Origin of the sequence: Flavobacterium johnsoniae (assembly GCF_030388325.1) — a bacterium.
Taxonomy (GTDB): domain Bacteria; phylum Bacteroidota; class Bacteroidia; order Flavobacteriales; family Flavobacteriaceae; genus Flavobacterium; species Flavobacterium johnsoniae_C.
In genome coordinates this window covers 3,510,711-3,535,755 of sequence record NZ_CP103794.1, presented here as the reverse complement: position 1 = coordinate 3,535,755, position 25,045 = coordinate 3,510,711, and the positions used below count along the sequence as shown (strand labels likewise).

Genomic DNA, 25,045 nt, shown 5'->3' with positions numbered 1-25,045 from the left:
CCCAACGGTACATCTAAACCAAAATTAGAAAGCCAATGAAAGACAGCGTCTACCTGTAGTACGCCAATCGCTTCAAATCTTCCAAAAAATTTATTGTAATTTGTCCCGTAGAGGTCACAAAGCCAAATGGCGCCAATTGAAGACAATTTGGCGCCATTTTTTATTTGTTTGAAATGATTCGCTTTCTTGGCGTTAAAAACCAGCCACTCTTTTTTCTCTTTTTATGTTTCGCTTTCATAATTGCAAAAGCCCCGAGAACAATTAGAAGCATTGGAATTGCAGCTATGTTTACTCCTTTCCATCCCCACCTGCTCAGAAGGACTCCTGCTGAAAGGCTCGAAATGCTCATGATAATGTAAACAAAAAAATCATGAAAAGCCTGGACTTTTTCTTTTTCATCTTCTCGATATACCTTTGACAATAAAGTTGAGCCGCCTACAAACATAAAGTTCCAGCCTATTCCAAGAAAGATAAGACCGGACACAAAATGAAGAAAATCAGTGCCTGTCAGAACCAGATATAAATGCAAAAACAGTATGCCTACACCAGACAGAATTATTCTGCCCGTGCCAAATTTCTCAATCAAAGTGCCGGTAAAAAAAGAAGGCACAAACATTCCAAGCACATGCCACTGTATCACAACAGACGAATCATCGCCGGAATAGCCGCAGTGGTGCATTGCCAAAGGTGTTGCGGTCATAATCATTATCATCACGGAATATCCTACTGCCGAGGATAATAAAGCCAAAATGGTTTTATTCTGTCCCATAATTTCCCCCAGCGGTCTTGATTGCTTAAACTGAAAATCCTTCTGCTGCGCCGTTATACGTTTTTTCTCTTTTAGACCAAAATTAACCAGAAAAGAAATGATACTCAAAAAAGAGATGGATAAAAAGGAATAGGCAAATGAAACCGCGCCAATATTCTGGGTAGATCTGGCTAAGGCCGGTCCCGCAATTGCGGCCACAACTCCGCCTCCGATCACAAATGATATTGCTTTTCCTTTGATCTTCTGAGGAACCGAATCGGCGGCTGCAAAACGATAATATTGTGTAAAAGCCTGGCAGACTCCTATAAGGGTGTTTCCTAAAACAAATAGAACAAATGAGTTTTTTAAAATAGCGTAAAATGAAAGCATTCCCGCAAGCACGCCGATGATTGTCCCAATAAGAAATGCTTTTCTCTGGCCCATCTTTTAATAATAAGAGAAGCGAGAATCATCATAAGAACGGTTCCAACTGAAATCATAGCAATGGGCAGCGTAGCCAGACTTTTCTCTGGCGCAATCTCTAAACCGACAAGACCAGATAAAGCCATAACCAATATAGAGCCCGTCTGAAAAAGAGCTTGGGCAGATGAAAACAATAAAACTGTACTCCATCTTTTTTTTATTTTATTCCTCATACTTTTTTTTAAAATTAAATGACAGTTCCGCAAAAAGCGATTCCCCGCGATCATTGTTGTACCAGTTTTGCAGAGCAGCCTTTCCAGTTTCAAAACTGGCATTCTCAGCTTTCATCTTTTCCATAGGTTGGGATATATCTGGCGAAATTGTAGAAAAAACGGAAGGTGCCGATGGTTTTGAAGTAGGCGAAGCGGTTTTTGCACTTTCACCAAATGCCCGTGGCTATGCCGAATATGTAGCGGTGAAAGTCGATTTTTTAGCTAAAAATATTAGGAGAAAGCAAAAATAAGCAAAACGGTTAAGACCGTTCATATACAGTGGTTTATAAAACGTGAGGCAAAATTTGGAAGTAGGTGTCCGACAAGTTTTGGGCTTAAAATGACAAGGTTAGGTTACTAAATCGTTCAGGCAAATCGGTTTCTTACACCAATGCCGCCCCAACAGAGTTTACCGAAAAACTAAAGCAGTTTGGCGTTCCCGAATTTGCCATTTTACTAACCGCCGGTTTTGCCGAAGATCAGAAAAACCACCAGTTTGAAGAGGTAACAAACGATCTGGAAAACCTTTTGGGAAGAAAACCTTTGGCATTGAAAGAAGCATTAAAAGAAATCTATGAGTTGTAACAGCCCATACGACCTCATTAATGGTAAAATCTTACACCACCACACTCAGCATTTGCCGCGTGTGGTGGTGTATTTTAGACTGTTTTTTTTTTGTTAGTTTTGCATATATAATTCATCTGACAGATTGATTAAGAATATCCAATATTTCTTCCCAGGTCAGATGCACATAAAAACGATGCAAGATTTTGAGTACATAAAAATTGTTCCTGACAAACGGCTCTCCGGTTTTGTGGAGAGTTTCCTGCTATGCGCCAATCATACCGATGAAGATAAAGAAGTCATTATTTTTCCCGATGGAAGAGTGGACATTATGTTTAGCTGTACAGATCAGGAACCATTGGTAGCCGAATTATTTAATCTGGATAAAAAAGCAAGGCGGTATATTTTCAAAAAGCAAACAAAGCTTTTTATGGTATGTCTTACCTTGCTCGGTGCCGAATACCGGCTCGGATACAACGGGACAGATTTTGGAAAAGATGAGATTCGGCTTCCCGCAGGTTTTTGGGATATTTCTAAAGAAGACCTTACAAGCTTAGATAGCTTTGCAGAAAAGGTTTCGGAAAAACTTTTGGAAATATTCCCGAAAAAGATGGATGAAAGAAAGCAACAGCTTTTTGAGCTTATCTATTCGTCAGGTGGTAAGGCGTTATCAAGTACCCTTCTTACAGCAAGAAAAAACTCAAATGGCTAAAATCGCTTTTGGAACGAATTTTTTAATGACACAACCAAAGAACACTCCGTAAAAAATCAATTTAATTTTGACGATGGACATTACAAACCTTCCCGAAGATCTATGGGAACATAACGAAACTCATACTTCGGATTTGCAAATTTTCAATTACGAAGTGTATAAGAACGGTTCTAGAAACAAGATTGGCCTGAATAAAAATGTATTCAGTTTCTTATTGGATGGTCAAAAAAACATTCACTTTTCTAATGATATCATTTCAATCAATGAAACACAATCGCTACTTATCACATCTAATAATGTTTTGGTTACCGAACTGGTAGGTGTAAGCTCATACCGTTGTTTACTCTTCTTCTTTTCTCACAAAAACATCACCGATTTTTTCTTGAAACATTCCCATTCTTTCAGTCAGAATGCCTCAGATAAAAAGATAACGGATATACCTTATTTCCTCTTAGAGAAAGACAATTTTATCATCCATTATATTCATTCGCTCCAACAGATTTTTGGTTTGCAACAATCTATCTCTCAAAAGATTTTGGAACTGAAATTTGAAGAAATAATGCTTTATCTGGCTGATAAATATGGGACGGTATTTTTAGATTACTTACATTATTTACTAATCAATGAAAGAGAATTATCATTTAAAATGGTAATTGAAAAGAACCTTTATACGAACTTGAATATTGACGAAATAGCCTTTCTGTGCAATATGAGTGCCTCTACTTTTAAGAGAAAATTTATAAGTATATACCAGAAATCTCCAGGGAAATGGTTTCAGCAAAAACGGCTTAACAAGGCCAAAGAATTGTTACATAATAACCAAGTCACACCTTCCGAAATTTTTATGGACTTTGGCTATGGCAGCTTGTCAAATTTTAGTGCAGCCTTTAAAAATGAATTTGGGTATAGCCCCAACCACATCCACTCTAATTGACCTCTTTTCATAACTTATTGAACCAAACTAATAAACGAAGCAGCGCTGGTTTTTTCTAATTTTGTCTGATTAAAGAATTGTTTAACTAAAAAATAAAAACAATGAAAAAATTAGGATTGTTAGTTCGGTTGGAAGCAAAGGTCGGCCAAGAAAAAAACGTTGAAGATTTTATTACAGGAGCATTACCGCTTGCTCTTGAAGAAGCCGGTACCGTTACGTGGTATGCATTCCGTATTGATGCTTCTACCTTCGGTATTTACGATACTTTTTCAAACGAAGAAGGCAGAGAGGCACACCTTGGCGGTAAGATCGCAAAAGCATTAATGGAAAATGCACCAGACCTATTGGCAACACCTCCGTCTATTGAAAAATTGGACATTTTAGCTGCCAAATAGCCTAAGATAATACCATTATATTTAAGGGAGGATTTTGCAAAAACTCAGCAAAATCCTCCCTTAATTGTTCAAAAAAATATCTTCTCTTCCTCATTTTTTACATATCTAAAAAATCAACCCAAAAAAGCTTACGTCCTTTGTGGAAAAAGCGGTCAAATTGACCACACTTTTTCAGCATAAAGTGACCACCGATTTCGGGTCAAACTGACCACCCCTTTTCAATTTAAACTGACCACCTTGTTTCGGTTCAAATTGACCACCTAACACTACTTCTTTTCATGCTGTTAAACCATGGATCTGTATAAAAACTACAGACTATGGCAAATAACAAACTAGACATGAACAAAATCAGAAAAGTCATTAAGTTGCACTGCAACGGCAAAAGCAAGCTGTTTATAAGCCGATATTTATCTCTTTCCAGAAATACTGTGAAAAAATATATCTCTTTATTTGAAGTGCTGGGATTAAGCCTGGAAACTGTCAACAAGAAAACTGACACTGAATTGGACGAGCTGTTTTCTCAGGGTCCGACAGAAGTTGTTTCCTCAAGAATCGAAGATCTGTATGCTTATTTTCCTCAGATGGAACGGGAATTAAAAAAGGTGGGCATCACCATACAAACTATGTGGGAAAGGTATATTGAAACCCATCCCGATGGTCTTAGAGTAACGCAGTTCAGGAACCGCTTCAGAGACTGGAGCAACAAGGTAAACCCTGTGATGCATATGAATCACAAGGCTGGCGATAAAATGTATGTGGATTATGCTGGAAAGACACTCTCAATTATAGACAAAAACACGTCCGAGGTTCAGGAAGTACAGTTTTTTGTTGCCATACTCGGTGCCAGCCAGTATACTTACGCAGAAGCGTCAATGAGCCAGCAGAAGGAAGATTTTGTAGCTTCGGTAGAAAATGCAATGCGTTTTTTTCAAGGAACGCCTGCCGCAATTGTGCCTGACAACTTAAAATCTGCCGTAGTCAGAACCAGCCGCTTCGAACCCACCATTAATGAAACTCTTGCAGATTTAGCTGAACATTATGAAACCACTATTCTGCCCGCAAGAGCCTACAGGCCCAGAGACAAATCTTTAGTTGAAGGAGCAGTCAAGATACTTTACAGAAGAATTTATGCAAATCTGAAAGACTCTAAATACTTCAGCATAGAAGAACTGAACCAGGAAATATGGAATCTGCTCGATGCGCATAATAACAAGAAACTTACCGGAAGACCATACTCTCGTTTTGAACTCTTTATGGAAGATGAAAGACATGAACTGCAGCCTCTTCCTCTGGAACGCTTTGAGATTAAATACCAGTCTCTGGCAACAGTAATGCAGAACGGGCACGTCCAGTTAAGCCAGGATAAAAACTACTATAGCGTGCCCTATCAATATTTAAAGAAAAAAGTAAAGCTGCTCTACACCAGCTCTACTGTTGAAATATACTTCAAATACAACCGTATAGCCACACACATCAGAAATCCAAAGCCCTACATCTATACCACAAATCCAGAACATATGGCAAGCACACATCAGTTTGTAGCACAGTGGAATGCCTTAAGGTTTATTGAATGGGCCAACAGCATTGATCCGGCAGTAGGAGAATATATTATGCAGATAATAGAAAGCAGGAACCACCCCGAGCAGGCCTATAAAAGCTGTCTAGGCATATTGTCTTTTGAAAAGAAAGTAGGTGCAGAAAGATTAGCAAATGCCTGCAAACGTGCTCTGGACTTTAAGATTTATAATTTTAAAACCATACAGAACATCTTAGAAAACAGTCTGGATAAGATACCTATGGAACACGAAAAGGAAGAAGATCAGGATCTTCCCGACCACGGCAATATCAGAGGAAAAAATTATTATAACTAAAATCAATTTACAATGAATGAATCTACTGTAGCAAAAATGAAACAGATGAAGCTTCATGGAATGCATAACGCCTTCATGACAGCTATCGAGAGCGGTAAAACCGATCATTATACCATTGACCAGTTTATGTCAATGATAATAGATGCCGAATGGGATGAACGCCACAACAGGCGTATTGAACGCAGTATTACCAATGCACTCTTCCATTACAAATCAAATATTGAAAGCATCAATTTTGACCAGTCCCGGAACATTGACAGAAATCTTATACTCCGGCTTGCAGAATGCAGTTTTGTAGAAAAGAATGAAAATATACTAATCACAGGAAGCACAGGTGTCGGCAAAAGTTTTTTAGGAACAGCACTTGGTTATCAGGCCTGTATTGAAGGCTATAGAGTAAGTTATTTTAATACTGCAAAATTGTTTGCAAAGCTGAAAATGGCCAAAGCAGACGGTACATACCTGAGAGAACTGATGAAAATACAAAGGCAGGATGTTATCATACTAGATGACTTTGGACTCCAGGCATTGGACAGCCAGAACAGAATCACACTTTTAGAGATCATCGAGGACAGGCACAACAATGGTTCTATTATAGTAACCTCGCAGATCCCCGTTCAGGGATGGTATGACATAATCGGCGAGAAAACCATAGCAGATGCAATCCTTGATAGATTAATACATCAGGCCCACAGGGTTGAGCTGCATGGGGAATCAATGAGAAAGAAAAAAAGCATAATCAAGGAATAATTATTTATCTATATTTGAAACAATAATTAACACACGAAAAAAAGTAGTTTTTTAGGTGCTCACTTTGCACCGAAATTAGATGGTCACTTTAAACCGAAACGAAGTGGTCACTTTAAATTGGAAAACAGTGGTCAATATCACTGAGTTTTACACTTTATTTATCTTTTATCGTTTTACAGCCCCGGCAGCATTACTGTTTTTTATCCTAAGGATGGGCGCGCAAATGGTCAGAAAAGGAAACAACATTTCCAGCTGATTGTATCCAGGATGCATGGCAGTACTATTCGCCCCTTGAAATCCGCCCAAAGGATTTTCAGAACTCTCCCAAGTATCGAATCAACCCCTACAGGTTTTATCCACGCTTGAAAGTGCTTCCCGTATTGAAACGAAATGGCTTTAAGACAAGTTTTTATGAGGTAGCACCTCAGGTGTTGCTTTCATCATTATTAAAAGACCACTGTGCTGAAACTCTGCTGAAAACTAGGCAGATTTCATGGCTCCGCTATTACCTTGAATCTCCCCATCAGCATGTCCTGCGTAACTGGCAGGCCGTAAAAATATGTCTTAAAAAGAATTATACAGTTTCCGATTTTGGAATTTGGGAGGATTATATCGAACTTTTGCGTTGGTTTAAAAAAGACATAACCTCCGCCCTGCTCGTCTGTCCTGCTGATTTACACTTGGAGCATGACAGATTGGTGGAGAAAAAACAGCAGTTGCTGAGAAAAAAATATCTTGTGAAAATGCGTGCGGAAATAGAAAAAGCGCAAGGTCTGTATGCTGAGGAGAAAAAACAGTTTTTCGGGTTATGCTTTTCAGGGGCAGGAATTACTATTTCAGTATTGGAGAATGTTTCTGAATTTATGACCGAAGGCGACAGCCTGAGACACTGTGTTTTTACCAATGAGTATTTCAAAAAGATAGATTCCCTGCTCTTCTCTGCACGCATTGACAACAAACCAATCGAAACTATAGAGGTTTCTCTTTCTAAAATGGAAATAGCACAGTGCCGTGGTTTGAGGAATCACAATTCAAAACATCATAAAGCTATTTTCAGTTTGATGAAAAAAAACCTTTATCAGATTCGCTCCCGAATGAAAAAGAAGAAAGCAGAACAATGCTAAAAGCGGAAAAACCGAAGAACTTTCGGTTTTTCCGCTTTATAACATTTCAGACACTGAAATTTTCCTTGCTGATTTATAGCAATCTTCCTCTTAGATTGTTCAAATCAAAAAAAAATAATTACTGTTCAATAGCGTACTGCCTTCAATGCAGACTATTAAACAGGGGAAGAAAAATCCATTTCTAAATAAACTATGAAAAAATAACAATTTTAACATTTCATTTATAAACAGAGATATTTTTATAATTATCTTTGTTTACGATTTTACATGTCTTATGAAAAGATTCCACATCATAGTAATTATTACCTTAGGTTTCTTCTTGATGCCAATGGCTACTTTTGCTTGTGGAAAACTTTCTGGAAAGATTTCTTATACTAAAGAAGCTTCCAAAAATCATGACAATGATTGCTGCTCGAAAGATGGCAGTCATTCCAAAAAAAATAATGATGGCTGCTGCGGTCATAAATGTGGGCACAAGTCATGCGGTTGTGTCTCAATCTGTAACGGAGGAATTACTTTCTTTAACCAACTTGACTTTAAAAACATCACTATAAGTGTTTTTTCTAAAAAACAAAAATTCCACAGTTCAGAAACCTCCATTCTCTCTGGTTTCTATACTATCTGGCTTATCCCTAAAATAAGCTAAATACCTTTTTTGACAGCCATACGTGTGTCAAAAAAGGAAGCCTAACTGCTTCATTTTTTTATTTTTCGCTTTTTGTAGAATAATTCTCTATACAGTTCTTGTATGCAATTATTTCTCAAAAGCAATATTCACTTCAAATACATTTTAAAATGAAATCAATTCAAAAAGGATTGATGGCAATCACTCTATTGCTGTCAGTCATAGTGTTTGGCGCACCTATAAAAAATGCAAAAAACATAAATGCAAAAATTTATGGTAATTGTTTAATGTGCAAAACTGCTATTGAAAAAGCAGGAAACATCAAAAATATCGCTTCGGTAAACTGGAATGAAAACACCAAAATAGCGGCTATTACCTATGATGAGAAGAAAACAAATCAGGATGAAGTCCTGAAAAGAATTGCCTTAGCAGGATATGACAGCGACCAGTTCTTAGCTCCTGGTGACGCCTATGCAAAACTTCCACAATGCTGCCAATATGAAAGAACAAATATGGCGGCTCCAATAAAAAAATCCGAAATGGATATGGGTAAAATGGATCATTCACAGCATACAGCCGCAGTTCCTGCAGATGCACAAGAAAACAGTCCTTTTAAAGCAATTTTCGACAGCTACTTTGATGTAAAAGATGCTTTGGTGAAAACAGATGCTAAAACTGCCGCATTGAAATCTAAAGAGCTCCTTACTGCAATCAATGCTATTAAAATGGAGAACCTAAAGCCAAAAGAACATACTGCATGGATGAATGCAATGAAAAGTTTAGCTTCAGATGCCACAAATATTTCTGAAAACCAAGATGTAAAAAAGCAAAGGGAATCCTTTAAAAGCCTTTCCAAAAACACGTACGATCTTATAAAAACTGCTGATCAGCCGCAGCCGGTTTATTATAATCATTGTCCAATGGTTGATGCGAATTGGCTCAGCAAAGAAAGCGGCATCAAGAATCCGTATTACGGTTCACAGATGTTAAGCTGTGGATCAACTATAGAAACAATCAAATAATCCCAAATCAAAAAATGAAAAATATAATAACCGTTAGTTCAATGCTTGGAGTTTTAATTTTAGGGACCGTTTCGCTGTTTTCTTGCAGTAAAATGGATGATATGAATATGTCCGATCCAAAACTGAATATAAACTATCCTGCCGCTTATGTGGTCAATGGTCAGGACGGCACAATTTCAGTAATCAAATTGGAAACTAATGAAGTTACAGAAACCTTAAGCCTAATGGGCAGCGGCAACGATATGATCATGTGGCCGCACCACATTTCTTTACATTCCAATCATCTGGCTATCGGTGTACCCGGAATGGACTTCTCTGCAGGCCATACCGCAGGTATGGGAGGAATGACAGGTAAACTCCTTGTAATTGACCCAGCCAGTGGGGCAACAGTAAAAAATATCAGCCTGCCAATGATGAACCACAACACAATATACAGCCCAAATGGTTCAGAAATCTGGGTGCCGCAAATGGACATCAATGGAAAAGTTCTGGTTTATGACGCCTTAACATACGCATTGAAAAGCACCATTGCAGTTGGCATGATGCCCGCTGAGCTTACCTTTTCTTCTGATGGGACTAAGGCTTATATTGCTAATGGAGATGACAATACTGTGTCAGTTATAAATACCGCAACCAAGCAGGTTACAGCCACAGTTGCTGTGGGAAAAAACCCTGTGGGTGCCTGGACAGGAACTGACGCCAGAATGTATGTTGATAATGAAGACGGGCAATCTATCTCGGTAATCAATGTGGCAACCGATGCCGTAGGCCAAACCATTGATCTAGGATTTATGCCTGGAATAGCGTCTCACAATGGAAATAAGAAAGAACTTTGGGTAAGTGATCCTGTCAATGCAAAAGTCCATTATTGGACCTGGGACCAGACTAAGATGATGTGGGTTCATGGAGGTGTATTCACTACTGGTGCCGGTGCACATGCTATAACATTTACAGCAGATGGAAATACTGCCTATGTGACCAATCAGACCGCCAATACGGTCTCTGTTGTTAATGTATCAAACCATACGGTCTCTAAAACGATTAATGTCGGTAGAAAACCCAACGGATTGGTGCTGAAAATATAAATCTGATATAAAGGCATTTAAAAGGCAAAATAGAGATTGGATTTGCAATCAAAAAAAGAATAATTCTTATAACACTCAAACAAAGGAATGTTAGACAAAAAAACATTCATTAGAGATAAAAACTAAAAAAAATGAAAAAACTAATTTTCTCAACCCTTGTAATGGCAATTGTACTTACAGCTTGTAATTCAAAAAACAAAGAAACTGCAGCTCCTGAAGCGGCTTCCGGGACAGCTCAGAATGACTCGCAATTGTATGCCTGTTCCATGCATCCTGAAATTACAGGAAAAAAAGGAGACAAATGTTCCAAATGCGGAATGGAATTAACCGAGCCAGTAAAGGAAACGGCCGGAAAAAGTGCAGAAGTAGAAACAGCCCAGACTGCTCAAGGAACATTTTCTATAAACGAAATCGTGAGTAATTATCTGTCCCTAAAAAATGCATTAACCAAAGATGATACAAAAGGAGCTGCAGATGCAGGCAAGGCATTATATGCAGTTTTTAACAGTGTAAATCCCAATTCGATAGATGCGAAATTAAAAGCAGAATATCTTGATATTGCTGATGATGCCAAAGAACACGCAGAACATATTGGAGCTAACGGCGGAAATATTGAACACCAGAGAGAGCATTTTGCCGTGTTAAGTAAAGACATGAATGATTTGATAAAATCTTTCAAATCAGAACAAAAATTGTATCAGGACTTTTGTCCTATGTATGATGGCGGAAAAGGAGCTATTTGGATAAGCGAAACCAAGGAGATCAAAAACCCATATCAAGGAAAAAAAATGTTAACCTGTGGTTCTATGAAAAAAGAACTATAGTACAGCTAAGTACTAATAAATTTATCGGGCTGTTTACATAATGACCACTCAATTTTCTCGTGACTAATGATGTTCATAATTTATTGAAATGTATCTAATTTTTTTAGACTACGCCGTGCGATACTCTTTGCTGAATATTCACTTATTTCCCATGTGTTTATTGTGTAGACAGTCCAATAGATATTTAGAAAAAAAATCAATAGCAACCTATTTTTTAAACAATTTAAAATATAATTAAAATGAAAAATACAATTCTTTCAGCCATATTAATGGTATGCGTAATGGTTTCTGGCAATGCGCAAAGCAAAAAAACAGAAGCAAAATTTTCAACTCAGCAAATTGTTGCAGATTATTTAGCGTTAAAAAATGCACTCGCAAAAGATGACAGCAACGGGGCCGCTAAAGCTGGCAAGGCACTGTATTCGGCTTTCAAAACCACAAATGTAAAATCGATAAATCCAAAATCCAAAGCTGAATATCTTGATATAGCTGACGATGCCAAAGAGCATGCAGAACATATTGGGGCCAATGGCGGTAATATTGAGCATCAAAGAGAGCATTTCGCTCTATTGAGTAAAGACATAAATGATTTGATCAAAACTTTTGGAGCTGCAAAAACACTATATCAGGATTCTTGCCCTATGTATGATGGTGGAAAAGGAGCTATCTGGATCAGTGAAACAAAAGAGATAAAAAACCCTTACTATGGTTCTAAAATGCTTACCTGCGGTTCAATGAAAAAACAATTGTAAAATGAAACGGTTCATCAGAAAGATTCTTTTTATTGGGTTAATTATTTTTCTACTGATGCAATTGTATCAGCCTGCCCGCAATTCCGATTACGGGCAGGTTTTACCAATTCACATTTCAAAAGTCTATCCCATTCCCAAAAATATACAAACGATTCTTAAGACTTCTTGTTACGATTGTCACAGCAGCAACACGCAATATCCATGGTACTCCTACATCCAGCCGGCACGTACCTTTATGGAAGGACATATCAAGGAAGGAAAAGAAAATTTGAATTTCAGCCAATGGGGAAGTTATTCGAAACGAAAACAGGAAAATAAATTAGACCGAATTGCCAAGCAGATAAAAGCCAATCAAATGCCTTTGGCTTCCTATACGCTGATCCATAAAGATGCAGTACTGAATACTGTTCAGAAAGAACAGCTACTCAATTGGATTGAAAAAGTAAGTGATAGTCTTTCAAAAATAAATTAAATCTATGGTACACAAATTAATAGAATGGTCCCTGCGCAACCGTTTCATCATATTACTATTATCAGCAGGAATATTTGTTTGGGGTATTATCTCTATTCAAAAAAATCCTATTGATGCTATTCCAGATCTATCTGAAAATCAGGTAATCGTTTTTACAGAATGGATGGGACGTGCTCCACAGCTCGTTGAAGACCAGATCACCTATCCCTTGGTTACCAACCTTCAGGGATTGCCTAAAATTAAATATGTAAGGGCTGCTTCCATGTTTGGAATGAGTTTTATCTATGTCATTTTTGAGGATGATGTTGATGTATACTGGGCAAGATCAAGAGTACTGGAAAGGCTCAGTACAATTAGCAGCACCCTGCCCAAAGGAGTTGCACCGCAATTGGGACCCGATGGAACCGGAGTTGGCCATATACTCTGGTATACTTTGGACGCTCCCGGCATTGACCTTGGCGAACAAAGGGCACTGCAGGACTGGTATGTCAAATTTGCTTTGCAAAATGTCCCCGGAGTAAGTGAAATTGCTTCTTTTGGAGGATTTCAAAAAGAATACCAGGTTACCATTGATCCAAACAAACTGCTATATTATAAGCTGTCTGTCCCTGAGGTTATAAGCGCCGTACGAGCCAATAATAACGAAAGCGGCGGAAGAAAATTCGACATGAGTGATATTGGCTATATCATTAAGACATCCGGTTATCTGAAATCCATAAAAGAAATTGAGGATATTCCACTGAAAAACCAGAATGGTATCCCTATAAAAGTCAGCGATATAGGAACAGTCCAGATGAGCGGAGAAACCCGATTGGGAATCTTTGATCATAATGGTACAGGCGAAGCTGTTGGAGGCATCGTCGTGATGCGTTACGGTGAAAACGCCGATGCCGTTATTGATAATGTGAAAGAAAAGATGAAAGAAGTCGCAAAAGGGCTTCCTAAAGGGGTAAAATTCAATATTGTATATGACCGAGGGCATCTGATCAAAGAGTCTATTGATTCGGTTAAGCGCACCTTAATTGAAGAGATGATTGTGGTTTCGCTTATCGTTATTATTTTTCTTTTCCATTGGCGCAGCGCATTAAGTATCATAATCCAGATCCCAATTACAATTGCCGCGAGTTTCATACTTCTAAATGCCTTTGGAATATCCTCCAATATCATGTCCCTTACCGGTATCGCACTTGCCATTGGGGTAATAGTTGACAACGGTATTATTATGAGTGAAAATGCCTACCAGCATCTCTCACAACGGTATGCACAATGGGAATCCGAACAAAAAACTGAAACAAACTCTGATGAAAAGAATTAAAAATATATTTCGCAAAAAAACACAGTGGATATCCGAAGAGGAAAGGCTTAAAGTAATTGAGAAAAGCAGCAAGCAGGTTTCTCGCGGGGTATTCTTTGCCACCATAATTATAATTACTTCTTTCCTGCCTGTATTTATGCTTACCGGACAGGAAGGAAAGCTATTCCATCCCTTGGCTTATACAAAAACTTTCATACTGATTGTGGATGCCTTGTTGGTACTTACATTAGCTCCGGTACTGATCTCTTTTTTTATGAAAGGGAAATTCCGTCCAACTGATGCACATCCCGTAAATCGTTTTTTGGAAAAAGGTTATGAGCCTATCATACGCTGGGTCCTAAAATGGAGAAAAACAACCCTTACGGTTAATATTTTGGCGTTATTGATTTCCATTCCATTATTGATGCGGCTGGGAACAGAGTTCATGCCCCCACTGGATGAGCAGAGCATTTTATTTATGCCTGTTACCCTGCCTGATGTATCCAATGGAGAAATCAAACGCATCTTGCAGGTACAGGATAAAATAATAAAATCAGTTCCCGAAGTAGAAAGTGTTTTAGGCAAAGCCGGACGGGCTAATACAGCTACCGATAATTCCCCAATGAGCATGATTGAGACCATTATCATGCTAAAACCAAAATCAGAATGGCGTAAAGGAATAGACAAAAAAGACATTATTAAGGAACTCGATACCAAACTGCAGATCCCGGGTGTGGTAAACGGTTGGACACAGCCTATCATCAACCGTATCAATATGCTCGCTACAGGAATTCGTACCGACGTGGGTATTAAAGTCTACGGTCAAAATCTCGATACCATTGCGCGAGTATCAGAAAGAGTAAAAATGGCTTTAGAGGGAACCCCTGGAGTGTCTGACTTATTTGTGGATCCTATTACTGGTGGCAAATACCTGGATGTTGATGTCAATCGTTCCGAACTGGCCCGTTATGGACTCACTGTAGATGACGTAAACCAAACCGTGGAATTTGCCTTAGGAGGAGCGTCCATCGGCAATACCGTTGAAGGACGAAGACGATTTTCAATAAGCGTTCGTATGGCACAGGACTATAGAAATAGCGTAGAACGCATTAAACGCATTCCCCTGCAGTCTCCAACCTTTGGAGAGGTGCCCCTATCTTCTGTTGCCGATATTAAATTCGTAGATGGCCCTCCAATGATTAGTTCAGAAAATGCACTCCTTCGCGGGGCAGTCATGTTCAACATACGTGATCGTGATATGGGGGGAACCGTACAGGAAGCTATGAAAAAATTAGAAAGTGCCAAAAATATACTTCCCGAAGGGTACTTTATAGAATGGAGCGGACAATATGAGAACCTGATCAGCGGAGAAAAGACCCTTAAAATCATTGCACCGATAGTATTGCTTATTATTTTCTTCTCCCTCTATTTTGCCTTTAATTCCCTTAGAGAAGCCTTCTTAAGTCTTATAACAGTGCCTTTTGCTTTGATTGGAGGTGCCTATATAATTTTTTTCTGGGATGTCAATCTATCAGTGGCAGTAGCTGTAGGTTTTATAGCCTTGTTTGGTATTGCCGTGGAAACCGGAATTGTGATGGTTATCTATCTCAATGATGCAATGGAGCAGCTTATCAAGGCCAAAGGTAATTCAAGAGAAACCATTACTAAAGACGATCTCAGAGAATATGTGGTACACGGCGCCGCAAAGAGATTACGCCCAAAACTAATGACCGTCTGTGTCTCATTATTTGGATTAGTGCCTGTCCTTTGGTCCAATGGTGTCGGAATGGATGTAATGAAACCAATCGTATTGCCTATGATTGGCGGCGTATTTACCTCTGCCGTACATATCTTATTAGTAACCCCGCTTATTTTCCTAATGTCTAAAGAATATGAATTACGAAAATATGGCAAACTTGAAGTACATGATGTCAAACATTAAAATACTGGCAGTACTATTGCTTTTACTGCCATTACAGCTATTGAGCCAGACCCAACAGGTCTTGTCTCTTGATACAATCCTTCACAGGATTGATAAAAAAAACGTGCTCCTGCAAAGCTATAGCCTAAAGGCTGAAGGGTACAAATATAGTGCTGATGCCGCAACGGCATGGATGGCACCAATGGTGGGTGTTGGGACATTTATGACACCCTATCCTTTTCAGGAAGTTACGGATGACCGCGACAAAGGATCTTTAATGTTCAGAGTTGAACAAGATATCCCCAATATAGGAAAGCTAAACAAGAAGAAAAAATTTATCCAGTCCCAAGGAAATATTGAGAACGCTACGCGGACCGTTACCCTTAACGACTATAAAGCGCAGGCCAAACAGCTCTACTACAGCTGGATGGTAGCCGAAGAGCGAATGAAAGTTTTGGATCAGAACGAAAAGATAATGTTGACCATGAAAAAGATTGAGGAAGTACGCTATCCTTACAATCAGTCGCAATTGGGTAATGTATACAAGATTGACGCAAGGATTGAAGAGAACAAAAATATGATCCGCATGCAGGAAGGTGAAATCGCAAAAGCAAGAGCATGGCTCAACAGCTTGATGAACCAGCCTGGCAATGCTGATTTTTCAATCGACACAAGTATTATTCCTGTCTTCAACCCTGCTTTGCACGACACCACAAGTCTTGCTGCTGTGCGGGGAGATATTAAAAAGATGGATGCGGGAATTGAATCGATGCAGCTCAGTATTCAGGCGATGAAAGCGGAGAAAAATCCCTCTTTTAAAATCCAGTTTGACCACATGAATTCTTTCGATAAAATGATGCCCAAAGCCTATTCGGTAATGGCAATGATGTCTATTCCTATTGCTCCATGGTCATCAAAAATGTATAAATCAGATGTTAAAGCAATGCAATATAATGTACAGGCAATGGAGAAAGAGAAATCCGCCATGCTGCAGGAAACCCAGGGTATGTTATATGGTATGCAATATGAAATACTGACCATGCAAAAAAGAATCCAGGGACTCGAAACAAAAATAATCCCTTCAATGCAAAAATCGCTGGATGTAAACTTTCTGAACTATCAGGAAAACAAACTGCAGATTCCTGTAGTAATTGACTCCTGGGAAGCTTTAAATATGCTGCAGAATAACTTATTAGATGAAAAATTAAAACTATATCAAATGATTGTCGATTATGAAAAAGAACTCTATCGCTAAGTTAGTCGGATTGTTATTCGTTTCGATATTAGTATTGACAGCCTGTAACAAGAAAACAGAGCATAACAGTAAGCCCGCACATCAGCATAGTACAAATCAGGAATATACTTGTCCAATGCATCCCGAAGTTATTCAGGATAAGCCCGGCAGCTGCCCAATATGCGGGATGGAATTGGTTGCAAGACACACTCCTGGAACGGAAACAGCTATAGACAGCAGCCTGAAACACCTTTTAAAACCAGTTAACGAACAAGTTGTTTCAAACATATCTGTCATAAAAGCTGACCAGAGTACTAAAATATTCTCCATGCAGGTACAGGGAATTATTACCTACGATACCCGTGACCAGACCAGCATTTCCAGCAGGGTAAGCGGAAGGATTGAGCGTCTGCTGATTAATTATAATTACCAGCCCGTAAAAAAAGGACAGTTGATCATGGAAATCTATTCCCCTGATCTGGCTGCCGCGCAAAGAGAGTTGTTGTTTATTTATCAATCTGACCCAAACAATCCGATGCTTCAAAAAGCAAAAGACAGACTGTCTCTCCTGGGTATGCAGCAGGGGCAAATTCAACAGGTATTAAAAACAGGTAAAATCTCCTATCGCATTCCTGTTTACAGTAATGCCACCGGGTACATCTTAGACAACACGGCAGCGGCAAATGCTTCTACAGCAGCTCCTGCGGCTTCGCCTCAAAGCGCACCGTCAGATGATGGCATGGGCGCAATGGGTTCAAGTAGCAGTGCAGCATCAAATAGCAGCGCATCTACCCCTACTTCCTCTGCTATTATGCTAAGAGAAGGACAATATGTTGGTGCAGGACAATCTCTTTTTACAATTTATACCAACAAAAACCTTATCGCTGAGTTTGCTTTTGATCCATCGGTATCATCCCAGATTAAAAAAGGACAAAAGTTGGTGTTTTATGAACCCTCAGATAAGCAAACCGTGTATACTGGTACTATCGGACTCATTCAACCCGTCTTTAAAGAGGGAAGCAACTTTACCATAGCACGGATTTATTTGCAGGATAATAAATTTCAGACCGGAAAATTAGTAACTGCAGCCATTCCTATTGTCAGTAAAGGCTGGTGGCTTCCGCAAAGCGCCGTTCTTAATTTAGGAAATAAATCCATCGTTTTCAAAAAAGAGCAGGACGTGTTTGTTCCCAGAGAAGTTAAAACGAAAAATAATGGTGATGGAATGGTGCTAATAGACCAAGACATCAGTAATTGGAATATCGCCAGTAATGCGGCTTATATGATAGACAGTGAGAGTTTTATCAAGACAGCTTCAGAAAATAAATTAAAAAATTAAGCCATGAACAATAAATTAATAATTCGTACTATTTTGCTCATTGCAATGGTTTTTCCACTTCTATTTACAGCATGTGCCCAAAAAGAAGAAAAAAAAACCAGTCAGGAAAAAGCTCAAACCTATACCTGCCCCATGCATCCGCAAATTGTAAAAGATGGCCCCGGCTCATGCCCGATCTGTGGAATGGATTTAGTGCCTTTCGAAAAAAACAACGCACAGGACTTTCTAACCTTGGGACCGAGCCAGCAGGCACTAGCTAATCTGACTACAATAACTGCTGGGGAAAATGAATTTTCAAATTCTTCTCATCTTAACGGACGTTTGGTTACTGACCCTGAGCAAACTATTTACATTTCAAGTCGCGTGGCAGGAAGGATTGAAGAGTTGTATGTAAAAGAAACTGGTGTTCCCGTTCGAAAAGGCCAGCCTTTGTACAAAATATATTCAGAGCAGCTTTCAGCCCTGCAGCAGGAGTACCTTCTAGCTACGGCACAGGCTGCAAGCTTTACTGAGGATAAACGATTTGCCCAAATAAAAAATGCTGCAAAACAAAAACTATTATTATATGGACAATCTGAAGCACAGCTTAATGAATTATTAAAAAAACAAAAAGCTTCTCCTTATGTTGTTTATTATGCCCCGTATTCAGGAATAGTTGCAGAACTTTCCATAACAGAAGGCCAATATGTAGCAGAAGGAGGCTCTATTATGAAACTGGAAGATTATACCCGTTTATGGGTCGAAGCTGATGTCTATCCTGCAGATGCCGGTAAAGTTAAAATAGGCCAAAAAGTAAAAGTTATTGTCTCGGGTTATGAAGATCAGCCCCAAACAATGACGGTAGATTTTATAAATCCTGCCCTGCAGACAAGCAAACAGCTCATACAGCTGCGAGGTGCTATTGCCAATCCAAACAAGCAATGGCAGGCAGGTCAACAGGCAATTGTTTTACTGCCTTCATCAGAACAAAAAATGAAATTAACCATACCTGTAGATGCCGTAATAAGAGACGGCAGCGGTACACATGTGTGGATTGAAATTGAAAAAGGCAAGTATCAGCCTAAAATGGTGGCTATTGGTTCTGAAACCTTCGATGAAGTGGAAATTACTAGCGGTTTAAAAAAAGGAGATATCGTCGTTGCATCCGGTGCCTATCTTTTGTACAGTGAATTTATATTAAAGAAAGGCAAAAACCCTATGTCAGGAATGAAAATGTAATAATCAATCACACAGACAATGAAAAAATTAATCAAAATCGGAATTCCAATAGCCTCACTCTTCCTGCTTATTGCGTGCGGTAACGGTGAAAACAATAAGAAAGAGGTTCAGCAGAATAATAAAGCCTCTGTCCCAATTTTAAAGGATCCCGCAATCAGGATAAATGATGATATTTTAAACGCGATATACAGCCACTATGCCCATTTAACAGTAGCCCTTGCCCAAGATAATGTCGCTGAAGCAAAACTGGCGGCGAATGCAATTGAAGCGGGAGCACGGGAAATCAGCAGCAACAGCAATCTTGCAGCAAGTGCTACGGCAATCGTTTCAGCTCCCGATATCGATAAGCAGCGAGCTGCTTATTCTAATCTAAGTAATGAAATGGTCAGCCTGGTAAAAAAAGCAGGAATGGCTGAGGCTGAGCTCTACTTAGAATATTGTCCAATGGCTTTCGACAATAAAGGGGCCGTATGGATTAGTTCTACCAAAGAAGTGCGCAATCCGTACTTTGGAGAAAAAATGCTCAAGTGCGGCGAGGTGAAAGAAATAATTAAATAATTAGAATATGCAGATTGGCTTAAAAAAAATCACTAACTTTCTATATATTAAAGAAATAACGCATCGGAACTGTAAAAAATAACCTTATGACACACACCTATACAATATCGGGAATGACTTGCGATGGATGTCGTACAAAAGTAGAAAAAACGTTAAATGCTGTAGAGGGAATAAAAGCAAAGGTCTCCTTAGATCCTCCATTGGCAACTATTACAATGGAAAATCATATTGCGACCGAAGAGCTCCAAGAAGCATTGACTGCGGTTGGAAAGTACACCATTGAAATGACTCAAACCACGCATTCGCACGAAAAAAAAACGGAGAAATCATGCTGTAGCACTGCTGAGAATCATGGACACAAACATGATCATAAAACGACAGCCGTACCTCACAATGATGCGGGTGGGAAATATTATTGCCCGATGCATTGTGAAGGTGATAAAATGTATGATAAAGCAGGAGATTGTCCTGTATGCGGAATGCATTTGGTACAAGAACCTGCTGCTGCCCGGGTTCAGCAGTATACCTGTTCAATGCATCCGGAAGTTATAACCGATTCACCAGGTTCATGTCCTATTTGCGGAATGGATCTGGTGCCACTGGAGCCAAGTGAAAACGAAGACCAAAGAATTTACAAGGATTTGGTTAAGAAAATGAAAATAGCGGTAGTATTTACTGTTCCCATTTTCGCTATAGCTATGATAGAAATGGCTCACAAGAATCCTCTACTACAATTAATGGATGCCTCTAAATGGAACTGGGTACAACTTATCTTATCACTTCCTGTTGTCTTTTATGCGTGTTGGATATTTTTTGTACGGGCTTGGAAGTCAATAATTACATGGAACTTAAATATGTTTACCCTTATCGGAATTGGTACAGGAGTGGCATTTTTATTTAGTTTGGCAGGAATGTTTTTCCCAGACGTTTTTCCTAGTGAATTTAAGACCGAACACGGAACAGTGCTGCTATACTTTGAGGCCACAACGGTTATTCTAACTTTGGTTTTGTTAGGACAATTACTCGAGGCAAGAGCACATAGTCAAACCAGTGGTGCTATAAAAGAATTATTAAAACTGGCTCCTACCCAAGCTACTTTGGTAATTGATGGCGGTGATAAAATAATCTCAATCCATGATATCAAAAAAGGTAATTTATTACGGGTAAAACCCGGAGACAAAATTCCTGTAGACGGGAAGATTACTGATGGTGAAAGCACAGTAGACGAATCGATGATTACCGGCGAACCAATTCCTGTAGATAAAAAAATAGGTGATATGGTGTCTTCAGGGACTATAAACGGAAACAAATCCTTTATTATGGTTGCCGAAAAAGTTGGTTCGGAAACCTTGCTTTCGCAAATTATACAAATGGTTAATAATGCAAGTCGTTCCAGAGCACCAATTCAGAAACTAGCCGATAGCATCGCTAAATATTTTGTGCCCATTGTTGTCGTTATTTCCATTCTTACCTTTTTCATTTGGGCAAAATTTGGTCCGGAACCAGCAATGGTTTATGGATTTATAAATGCTATTGCAGTATTAATAATTGCTTGCCCTTGTGCATTAGGTTTAGCAACGCCCATGTCTGTAATGGTAGGAGTTGGAAAAGGCGCTCAATCGGGAATTCTGATAAAAAATGCCGAAGCTTTGGAAAAAATGGACAAAGTAAATGTTCTCATTACGGATAAAACAGGAACAATTACGGAGGGCAAACCTTCGGTAGAAAAAATCGTAGCGCTGCAATATTCAGAAGATGAACTGCTGCAATACATAGCGTCTTTAAATCAGTACAGTGAGCATCCTCTTGCGGAGGCTGTAGTGAAATTTGCAAAAGCTAAAAATGTTTCTTTGACCAAAGTAGATGATTTTGAAAACATCGCCGGAAAAGGAGTTATCGGAACTGCTATTGATAAAAAGATGGCATTAGGGAATAAAAAATTAATGGAGCAAGCAGGGGCAGCTATTTCTGCCACAATTGAAGAAAAAATTATTGCAGAACAAAAATTAGGAAAAACAGTTTCTTATATCGCTGTAGATAAAAATGTAGTGGGATTTGTAACGATAACCGATGCTATAAAAGAAACAAGTGCTGCAGCTATAAAAGAATTAATGCGCCAAGGGGTTGAAGTAATCATGCTTACGGGAGATAATGTAAATACAGCCAAAGCGGTTGCAGACGAATTGCATTTAACCTCTTTTCAGGCAGGTTGTTTACCCGAGGATAAATTAAAAGTAATCGAGAAACTTCAAGCCGAAGGAAAAATTGTAGCTATGGCGGGAGATGGAATAAATGATGCGCCAGCTTTGGCTCAATCGGACATTGGAATTGCGATGGGAACAGGAACAGATGTTGCGATCGAAAGCGCCAAGATTACTTTGGTAAAAGGAGATCTGCAAGGAATTGTAAAAGCAAAAAATCTGAGCCACGCTGTAATGAGCAACATCAAGCAAAACCTATTCTTTGCTTTTGTATATAATGTCTTAGGCGTACCAGTTGCTGCGGGTGTTTTATATCCATTTTTCGGAATATTACTTTCTCCTATGATTGCTGCCTTGGCAATGAGTTTTAGTTCGGTATCTGTTATTGTGAATGCATTGCGATTGAGAAGTTTAAAACTCTAAAGAATAAATAATTTTACTATACAAACAAATGACCAATCTAGGACAAATTATTCTGCAGTATAAAAACGATAACGAAAGTGTCTATAATACCTGGTTTATAGATAACAACCAACGGTTAAAAGCATTTCGGACTATTAGACGCGGTGTTCTGCAAGTCATTGAGGATATTAAAAACAAGAACTTTCCTAATGATTTTAAAGAAAGCAGCTTAGAATTTGTTTTGAGCTGCATAGCCGAACAAAAACAAGTCTTTGCAGGGGTTTCCCATCCGTTTTATTGGAAACCCAAATTACGTATTCCTGACATCTATGAGAATCAAAACAATAAATTGGCTTTTGGTCAGTTCCTTGAAAATTGCATCAATGCTAAGTATGAAGAACAGGTTGTAAAAGAAATTATAAAACTAGATGAATTAAAAATTAAAGGATTAGGGCCTGCTGTTGCCAGTATTTTATATTTCATACACCCAACCTGGTTCCCACCTTTTAACACCGCTATTCTCAATGGTTTTAATTTTCTTTTTAAAGACAAAAAAAAATTAGGAAGCTGGACTGAGTATCTTAAAATCCGAGAAACTTTATTGAAAACTAATAGTCTACATAAATCACAGCTCTCAAATGATTTGGGTGCCATTGCAGGATTGTGTTTTGAAATTGGAACTCAGAAAATGCTGATCGGCAATGATGAATATTTAAGCGAGGCAGAACGTTCAAGATTCGAAAAAAACGTACACAAGCGCCAAAAAGAAATACTCGAAGAAAAACTGGAGGAAAATCTTCATAGTGAGATGCAGTACCATTTATTAAAAATTGGAGTTTCATTGGGTTTTGATGTCACCCCAGCGAGTAACGACAAAAGCAAATCGTTTGGAGGACAAAATTTTTCATTTATATCAATAAATAAATTTCCCGAACTCCCTACAGACAAGGACACACAAAATACTATCAAGCTTATTGATGTACTCTGGTTCGAAAAAGGCACAAACAAGATTATAGGTGCCTTTGAAGTAGAAAAAAGCACTAGTATTTATTCCGGCATACTTCGCTTGTCTGACCTATATTTTAGTATCTCAAGCGGACATGAAGTTTTTTACATTATTATTCCGGATAACCGGGAAAAAGATGTGGTTCTTCAGCTTAATAGGCCCGTTATAAAAAACTCAAATATGAATATCAAATATATCCTGTTTTCTGAATTAAGAGCTAATTGTGATGCTATCTGCAAATTTGGAACCGACCATTCAATAATGGAAAAAATATCAAAATCAATTTAAAATTAACAAAATATGAAAAAAATAATTCTGCTAAGCTTCATTATTATACAATCGTTATCAATTTCTGCACAAGAAAAAGTTCAAATTAAACTTACTTCTGCAAGCCCTTCGGCATCATTTCAACAAGAAATCGGAAGCTCAACAGTCAAAATATCCTATAGCAGGCCCTTAGTAAGAGGGCGAAAAATATTTGGCGAATTAGTGCCTTTTGGTAAGCTCTGGCGAACAGGCGCCAGCGATTGTACGACCATAAGTACTAATGAAGATATCGCTTTTGGAAATAATATTTTGAAAGCAGGAACTTATTCTGTATTCTCAATTCCTTCAGAAAATGAGTGGACTATCATTATCAATAGTGATATTACTTTACATGGCGAAACTGGTTATGATGAGAAAAAAGATGTTATGCGTTTTACCGTTCCTACAGAAAAAACGATTGATTTTTACGAAACTTTTACCATTGAATTAAATGACATCAACAGTAAAGGAGAAGGCTTCCTTAAAATAGAATGGGAAAATACCATGGTTAAAATACCTATGAAAAGCAAAGCTGACAAAGAAATTTTAGCTCTAATTGACAAATATATTATTAAAGAAAAAAGTCAAAATGCTACTTTATTGTTTCAGGCAGCAAATTATTATTCAGCCACGGGTAGAGCAAACAATCAAGCAGTATCGTGGTTAGCTGAAGCTGAAAAATTAGATCCCGAAAATTTTTATTATCCCACTTTAAGACAGAAAGTATCTTTAGAACTGAAGGATTATCCCAATGCTATTGAGGCAGCAAAAAAAGCCTTAACAATTGCAGAACAGAAAAAAATGAAGGGTACTGAAAAATTAAAAAATCAGATTGAAGAGTTACAATTATTACTTAAAAGTAAATAAATAATAAGTATTACAATATCACATTGAAAACTACAGAAGCATAAAAATCCTTGCCATTTAAACCGATCCAGTGTTATAGTAGCATTAGACTTGTTTTGTTCAGGGAAATAGATAAATCTAAATAAC

At 38.4% G+C, this 25,045-nt stretch carries 23 protein-coding genes; 22 read left to right on the top strand and 1 reads right to left on the bottom strand.

Going from position 1 to position 25,045, the window contains the following annotated elements; all coding sequences use genetic code 11:
* Positions 1-160: 160 nt before the first annotated feature.
* The gene (locus NYQ10_RS15440; RefSeq protein WP_289877174.1) at positions 161-1,192 is read right to left on the bottom strand and encodes an MFS transporter; all 1,032 of its coding nucleotides are present in this window, start codon (positions 1,190-1,192) and stop codon (positions 161-163) included.
* 163 nt (positions 1,193-1,355) lie between these two features.
* Here NYQ10_RS15440 and NYQ10_RS15435 point away from each other — a divergent pair, with 163 nt between their 5' ends.
* The 22 genes from NYQ10_RS15435 to NYQ10_RS15330 all read left to right on the top strand — a co-directional run bounded on the left by NYQ10_RS15435 (position 1,356) and on the right by NYQ10_RS15330 (position 24,919).
* On the top strand, positions 1,356-1,694 hold the full coding sequence (locus tag NYQ10_RS15435; RefSeq protein WP_129022524.1) for a hypothetical protein: 339 nt from the start codon (positions 1,356-1,358) through the stop codon (positions 1,692-1,694).
* A 458-nt stretch (positions 1,695-2,152) separates the two neighbouring features.
* Positions 2,153-2,719, top strand: a complete 567-nt coding sequence (locus NYQ10_RS15430) for a hypothetical protein (RefSeq protein WP_073411755.1) — start codon at positions 2,153-2,155, stop codon at positions 2,717-2,719.
* A 73-nt stretch (positions 2,720-2,792) separates the two neighbouring features.
* Positions 2,793-3,653 (top strand): helix-turn-helix domain-containing protein, encoded by an 861-nt coding sequence (locus tag NYQ10_RS15425; protein ID WP_073414700.1) that lies wholly within the window; start codon positions 2,793-2,795, stop codon positions 3,651-3,653.
* A 101-nt stretch (positions 3,654-3,754) separates the two neighbouring features.
* Positions 3,755-4,048, top strand: a complete 294-nt coding sequence (locus NYQ10_RS15420) for a putative quinol monooxygenase (RefSeq protein ID WP_073411759.1) — start codon at positions 3,755-3,757, stop codon at positions 4,046-4,048.
* Between the two features lie 317 nt (positions 4,049-4,365).
* The gene (istA, locus tag NYQ10_RS15415) at positions 4,366-5,919 is read left to right on the top strand and encodes an IS21 family transposase (protein ID WP_073414698.1); all 1,554 of its coding nucleotides are present in this window, start codon (positions 4,366-4,368) and stop codon (positions 5,917-5,919) included.
* Between the two features lie 12 nt (positions 5,920-5,931).
* Positions 5,932-6,669 carry an IS21-like element helper ATPase IstB gene (istB, locus tag NYQ10_RS15410; protein ID WP_073411995.1) on the top strand — a complete coding sequence of 246 codons (738 nt, stop codon included), beginning with the start codon at positions 5,932-5,934 and terminating at the stop codon, positions 6,667-6,669.
* A 380-nt stretch (positions 6,670-7,049) separates the two neighbouring features.
* Complete coding sequence (locus NYQ10_RS15405) at positions 7,050-7,793, top strand: PcfJ domain-containing protein (RefSeq protein WP_241686427.1); 744 nt, start codon at positions 7,050-7,052, stop codon at positions 7,791-7,793.
* A gap of 274 nt (positions 7,794-8,067) precedes the next feature.
* Positions 8,068-8,439, top strand: a complete 372-nt coding sequence (locus NYQ10_RS15400) for a hypothetical protein (protein WP_035690951.1) — start codon at positions 8,068-8,070, stop codon at positions 8,437-8,439.
* 149 nt (positions 8,440-8,588) lie between these two features.
* Positions 8,589-9,440: a DUF3347 domain-containing protein gene (locus NYQ10_RS15395; protein ID WP_008463764.1), complete on the top strand. Its 852-nt coding sequence runs from the start codon at positions 8,589-8,591 to the stop codon at positions 9,438-9,440.
* A 14-nt stretch (positions 9,441-9,454) separates the two neighbouring features.
* Positions 9,455-10,525, top strand: coding sequence for a hypothetical protein (locus tag NYQ10_RS15390; protein WP_008463763.1), 1,071 nt, complete (start codon positions 9,455-9,457; stop codon positions 10,523-10,525).
* Positions 10,526-10,656: 131 nt separating this feature from the next.
* Positions 10,657-11,349, top strand: a complete 693-nt coding sequence (locus NYQ10_RS15385) for a DUF3347 domain-containing protein (RefSeq protein ID WP_008463762.1) — start codon at positions 10,657-10,659, stop codon at positions 11,347-11,349.
* A 239-nt stretch (positions 11,350-11,588) separates the two neighbouring features.
* The gene (locus NYQ10_RS15380; protein ID WP_008463761.1) at positions 11,589-12,101 is read left to right on the top strand and encodes a DUF3347 domain-containing protein; all 513 of its coding nucleotides are present in this window, start codon (positions 11,589-11,591) and stop codon (positions 12,099-12,101) included.
* Position 12,102: 1 nt separating this feature from the next.
* On the top strand, positions 12,103-12,573 hold the full coding sequence (locus NYQ10_RS15375) for a heme-binding domain-containing protein (protein WP_008463760.1): 471 nt from the start codon (positions 12,103-12,105) through the stop codon (positions 12,571-12,573).
* 4 nt (positions 12,574-12,577) lie between these two features.
* Positions 12,578-13,888 carry an efflux RND transporter permease subunit gene (locus NYQ10_RS15370; RefSeq protein ID WP_008463756.1) on the top strand — a complete coding sequence of 437 codons (1,311 nt, stop codon included), beginning with the start codon at positions 12,578-12,580 and terminating at the stop codon, positions 13,886-13,888.
* Entirely contained in the window at positions 13,875-15,809 is a 1,935-nt protein-coding gene (locus NYQ10_RS15365; protein WP_008463755.1) for an efflux RND transporter permease subunit, read from the top strand. The genes NYQ10_RS15370 and NYQ10_RS15365 overlap by 14 nt, the downstream gene beginning before the upstream one ends.
* Positions 15,760-17,043: a TolC family protein gene (locus NYQ10_RS15360; RefSeq protein ID WP_289877173.1), complete on the top strand. Its 1,284-nt coding sequence runs from the start codon at positions 15,760-15,762 to the stop codon at positions 17,041-17,043. Before NYQ10_RS15365 ends, NYQ10_RS15360 begins: the two co-directional genes overlap by 50 nt.
* Complete coding sequence (locus NYQ10_RS15355) at positions 17,021-18,361, top strand: efflux RND transporter periplasmic adaptor subunit (RefSeq protein WP_289877172.1); 1,341 nt, start codon at positions 17,021-17,023, stop codon at positions 18,359-18,361. Before NYQ10_RS15360 ends, NYQ10_RS15355 begins: the two co-directional genes overlap by 23 nt.
* A gap of 3 nt (positions 18,362-18,364) precedes the next feature.
* Positions 18,365-19,579, top strand: a complete 1,215-nt coding sequence (locus tag NYQ10_RS15350; protein ID WP_008463746.1) for an efflux RND transporter periplasmic adaptor subunit — start codon at positions 18,365-18,367, stop codon at positions 19,577-19,579.
* Positions 19,580-19,597: 18 nt separating this feature from the next.
* Positions 19,598-20,137, top strand: a complete 540-nt coding sequence (locus NYQ10_RS15345) for a DUF3347 domain-containing protein (protein WP_008463745.1) — start codon at positions 19,598-19,600, stop codon at positions 20,135-20,137.
* 86 nt (positions 20,138-20,223) lie between these two features.
* Positions 20,224-22,761, top strand: a complete 2,538-nt coding sequence (locus NYQ10_RS15340) for a heavy metal translocating P-type ATPase (RefSeq protein WP_008463744.1) — start codon at positions 20,224-20,226, stop codon at positions 22,759-22,761.
* A gap of 28 nt (positions 22,762-22,789) precedes the next feature.
* The gene (locus tag NYQ10_RS15335) at positions 22,790-24,034 is read left to right on the top strand and encodes a hypothetical protein (protein WP_008463743.1); all 1,245 of its coding nucleotides are present in this window, start codon (positions 22,790-22,792) and stop codon (positions 24,032-24,034) included.
* A gap of 12 nt (positions 24,035-24,046) precedes the next feature.
* On the top strand, positions 24,047-24,919 hold the full coding sequence (locus NYQ10_RS15330) for a DUF2911 domain-containing protein (RefSeq protein ID WP_008463742.1): 873 nt from the start codon (positions 24,047-24,049) through the stop codon (positions 24,917-24,919).
* Positions 24,920-25,045 lie beyond the last annotated feature (126 nt).